This window comes from Mycobacterium sp. (assembly GCF_050701675.1).
GTDB lineage: Bacteria > Actinomycetota > Actinomycetes > Mycobacteriales > Mycobacteriaceae > Mycobacterium.
Window position 1 is genome coordinate 1 of record NZ_JBOGDD010000650.1, and the last position, 4,282, is coordinate 4,282.

The following is a 4,282-nucleotide window of genomic DNA, read 5'->3' on the forward strand; positions in this document are numbered from 1 at the left end:
CACAACTTCATGCATCACAAGTACACCAACATCCTCGGCATGGACGACGACGTCGGCTACGGCGTGATCCGGGTGACGCGCGACCAGAAGTGGAGCCCGTTCAACCTCTACGGCAACCTGCTCTTCAACACGCTCCTCGCCGTTGGCTTCGAGTGGGGTGTCGGACTGCAGCACCTGGAGCTCGGCAAGATCTCCAAGGGTCGTGATGATCGGGCAGCGACGATGAAGCGCGTGCGCGAATTCGGCGCCAAGGCGAGCCATCAGCTCGGCAAGGACTACGTGTTCTATCCGGCGCTGACCTCGCTGTCACCGGGTGCCACCTACAAGTCGACGATGAAGGCCAACGCGGTCGCCAACGTCATCCGCAACGTCTGGGCCAATGCCGTGATCTTCTGCGGTCACTTCCCCGACGGGGCCGACAAGTTCACCAAGACGGACATGGTCGGCGAGACCAAGGGGCAGTGGTATCTGCGGCAGATGCTCGGCAGCGCCAACTTCGAAGCCGGTCCAGCGCTGCGCTTCATGAGTGGCAACCTGTGCCACCAGATCGAACATCACCTGTACCCGGATCTGCCCAGTAATCGTCTGCACGAGATCGGCGTTCGCGTCCGTGAGGTCTGCGAGAAGTACGACCTGCCCTACACGACGGGCAACTTCGCGGTGCAGTACGGCAAGACCTGGCGGACCATCGCCAAGCTGTCGTTGCCGAACAAGTACCTGCGGGACAGTGTCGACGACGCTCCGGAGACCCGCAGTGAGCGGATGTTCGACGTGCTGGGACCCGCCGACGCGGATCAGCCTCGCGGACTCAAGTCGGCGATCGCCGCAGTGCGGTCCCGGCGGAGCGAGAAGCGGGCAGCCAAGCGCGGTCTCGCCGCCTGAGACATCGACATAGCGCTCACGGCGTGGACCCCGGTTGGATTCAGGTCCTCGTCGTGAGCGCTATCTCATTCGCCGATTAGCCGCACGCGTCGATTGAACATCGGTGCGTATGTCGGCGCCGCACCCGTCCAGGTGAAGGCGTACCGGCCGGCATCTTACGGTCAGCATGATCTAAACGCTCGACCACTTCCGTACCCCCACGTCTACTGAAAGACACTGTGGTCGGGCCGAATCCGACCGTCTTCGTGTGCAGAACACTGCAGAAATCGACTCCCGGGGGAGCTCTCCATGTTCAACCGCGTTTGGTGCGTCATTGCCGCGTCGATGCTTCTGCTTGCGAGTACCGTCGCCTGCGCACACGACGACGGTGAATCCGGCTACACCCTGCGCATCGGCGCGACATCGGTGACGGGTACGCCCGCAGGCTCACTGGGTTGGGGTGACCGCCAGGGCATCCTCGCCGAAAAGCTCAAGGCCGCAGGTGTCGGCAAGATCGAGTACTCGTTCTTCCAGTCTGGCTCAGACGTCGTGTCCGCACTGATCGCAGGCGCGGTCGACGTCGCCGCGGTCGGCGACAATCCCGCCCTCACCGCGCGCGGACAGGACCCCAAAGTCATTCTCCTGTCGCTCGACTCGATAAATGGTGACGGTCAGTTGGTCGGCGCCAAAGGTGGACCGACCACGATCCAGGACCTCGTCGGCAAGTCGATCACCGCTCCACACGGCACGATCCGCGACCGCACCGCCAAGCAGTTGATCGCCGCCGCCGGGCTGACCGGCAAGATCGAGGTCAAAGACGTGCCGACGCCCGAATCGATCGCCGGGCTGAGCTCGGGTCAGATCGACGCGACGATCGTCACCGGCGCCAGCGGCGCAGACCTTGCCGACCAAGGCTTCCCGATCATCGACAGCCTCGCCAACCACGGTTTCGGAAGCACCGGTACCAATATCGCCCTGTCGTCGTTCACCGACCAGCACCCCGGTTTCCGCGACGCCTGGCAGCAGGCGGTCACCGCGGTGAACCGTGATATCACCGAGCACTTCCCCGACTACCTCAAGTGGGTGGCCGAAACCGATGGCACCAAGTACGAGTACGTCGAGAAGTCAACTAGCATCAAGGAATTCAACACTGAACCGTTCCCCAAGGCGGGGATCGACCAGCTCCAGGCCGCCTACGAGTTCCTGCGCGGCGACGGCACGATAGCGAACGAGTATTCGGTGACGGACTGGATCGGCGCGAAGTCGTGACGGTCGCGACCCCGGTCGTATCACAGCCGTCGACGGAGCCCGACCTCGTCGACATCACCTCGACCCACCGCAGGAGAAAGGGCCTCTGGTCCCGCATTCCGCGTCCGGTCCGGCGGTTGATCGGTCCGGCGCTCATCGTCGCGGCATGGACAATCGGGTCCACCACCGGATCGTTGAACCGGCGCCTGTTCCCGCCACCGACACAGGTCGCCGCGACCGCATGGCGGCTGCTCTCCGACGGGCAACTCGCCACTCACGTCGGCGCCTCCCTGACCCGGGTGGTCATCGGAACCGTGCTCGGCATCCTCATCGGAGTGCTGCTCGCGATCGCGGCAGGCCTCACCCGCACCGGCGAGGACCTTCTCGACTGGACGATGCAGATCCTCAAGGCGGTGCCGAATTTCGCGCTCACTCCGCTGCTGATCATCTGGATGGGCATCGGCGAGGGGCCCAAGATCGTGCTGATCACCACGGGCGTCGCGATCGCGATCTACATCAACACCTACTCCGGGATCCGCGGAGTAGACCATCAACTGGTCGAGATGGCGCAGACCGTCGGGGCTCGCCGATCGACGCTCATCATGCACGTGATACTTCCCGGCGCGATGCCGAACTTCCTGGTCGGCCTGCGCCTCGGCCTGTCCAGCGCGTGGCTCAGCCTGATCTTCGCGGAGATGATCAACACCACCCGCGGCATCGGCTTCCTCATGTCGCGAGCGCAGACCAACCTGCAGTTCGACGTATCGCTGCTCGTCATCGTCATCTACGCCATCGCGGGTCTGCTGTCGTACACCCTCGTCAGGGTGCTCGAACGGTCGCTGCTGTCCTGGCGGAACGGCTTCAACGGCGTCTCGTGACCTCCTCAGTGGTCCAGGTGCGGGGCCTACACCGCGCATTCGAGACGCAGCAGGTGCTGGAAGATCTCGACCTGGACATCCGCAACGGCGAATTCGTGGCGATGTTGGGACGCTCCGGCTCGGGCAAGAGCACGTTGCTCCGCGCCCTGGCCGGCCTCGACGCCGATGTCACCGGATCGGTGGTGGTTCCCCGGTCGCGTGCGGTGGTGTTCCAGAGTCCGCGACTGTTGCCGTGGCGTCGCGCGCTGGCGAATGTCACCTTCGCGCTCGGCGCCGACGGACCGGGCGCCGCCAGCCGTGACGACCGCGGCCGGGCGGCGTTGGCAGAGGTCGGCCTGACCGACAAGGCCAAGGCATGGCCGCTGTCCCTGTCCGGTGGCGAGGCGCAACGGGTTGCGCTGGCCCGCGCGCTCGTTCGCGAACCCGACCTGTTGTTGCTCGACGAGCCGTTCGGCGCGCTCGATGCGCTGACCCGGATCAAGATGTACAAGCTGCTGCACGACCTGTGGGCCCGCAGGCGGATGGCGGTCCTGCACGTCACCCACGATGTCGACGAGGCGATTCTGCTCGCGGATCGAGTGGTGGTCCTGTCAGGTGGGCAGGTCTCGCTGCAGCGCCAGGTCGCTCTGCCCTTCCCGCGGACCCGCGCCGACGCCGGCTTCGCCGAGTTGCGAAGCACCCTCCTCGCCGAACTGGGCGTGCGGGAGGAGGTGGGTCATGACCGCGACGACGCCGGAACCCGATGACCACGACGCCGACGTGCTGGTGATCGGTGGCGGTCCCGCCGCCACCTGGGCCGCGATCTCCGCGGCGGAGGCGGGCACCCGCGTGACACTCGTCGACAAGGGCTACTGCGGCACCAGCGGTGCAACAGCCTCGGGCGGCAACAACCTGTGGCTGATACCACCGGGACCCAAGCGAGAGAAAGCGGTGCGGGATCACGAAGCCGTCGCCGGCGGAATCACGGACTCGGAGTGGATGTTTCGGGTGCTGACGATGTCGTGGCAGCGCATCGAACAACTTGCCGCCTGGGGATACCCGTTTCCGGTGGGCACCGACGGCCGACCAATGCGAAGTAGCCTCCAGGGACCCGAATACATGCGCCGCATGCGCCGGAAGGCGCACCGCAGCGGGGTGCGGATCCTCGACCACCATCCCGCCCTCGAGCTCGTGTCGGACGCCGACGGCGTCGTTACCGGTGCCGCCGGTATCGCCCGGCAGGACGGCGGGCGACGATGGCGCATCCGGGCGGGCGCCGTTGTCCTGGCCACCGGTGGCACCGCATTCCTGTCAGG

General features: G+C 65.7%; 5 protein-coding genes. All 5 read left to right on the forward strand.

Features of this window, described 5'->3' with window-relative positions:
* The coding region (locus tag ACRDUX_RS19950) for a fatty acid desaturase family protein (RefSeq protein WP_526415747.1) at nucleotides 1–882 on the forward strand (882 nt) is incomplete at its 5' end.
* Between the two features lie 288 nt (nucleotides 883–1,170).
* On the forward strand, nucleotides 1,171–2,130 hold the full coding sequence (locus ACRDUX_RS19955; protein ID WP_526415748.1) for an ABC transporter substrate-binding protein: 960 nt from the start codon (nucleotides 1,171–1,173) through the stop codon (nucleotides 2,128–2,130).
* Nucleotides 2,127–2,987 carry an ABC transporter permease gene (locus ACRDUX_RS19960; protein WP_526415749.1) on the forward strand — a complete coding sequence of 287 codons (861 nt, stop codon included), beginning with the start codon at nucleotides 2,127–2,129 and terminating at the stop codon, nucleotides 2,985–2,987. The genes ACRDUX_RS19955 and ACRDUX_RS19960 overlap by 4 nt, the downstream gene beginning before the upstream one ends.
* A complete protein-coding gene (locus tag ACRDUX_RS19965) occupies nucleotides 2,984–3,733 on the forward strand; it encodes an ABC transporter ATP-binding protein (protein WP_526415750.1) in 750 nt (249 codons plus the stop codon). The genes ACRDUX_RS19960 and ACRDUX_RS19965 overlap by 4 nt, the downstream gene beginning before the upstream one ends.
* On the forward strand, nucleotides 3,705–4,282 hold a 578-nt coding region (locus tag ACRDUX_RS19970; protein ID WP_526415751.1), incomplete at its 3' end, for an FAD-dependent oxidoreductase. The genes ACRDUX_RS19965 and ACRDUX_RS19970, both read left to right, overlap by 29 nt.

Bases quoted from the DNA above. Each gene is read 5' to 3' on its own strand.
- ACRDUX_RS19955 (WP_526415748.1), top strand. From the start codon at position 1,171: ATGTTCAACCGCGTTTGGTGCGTCATTGCCGCGTCGATGCTTCTGCTT.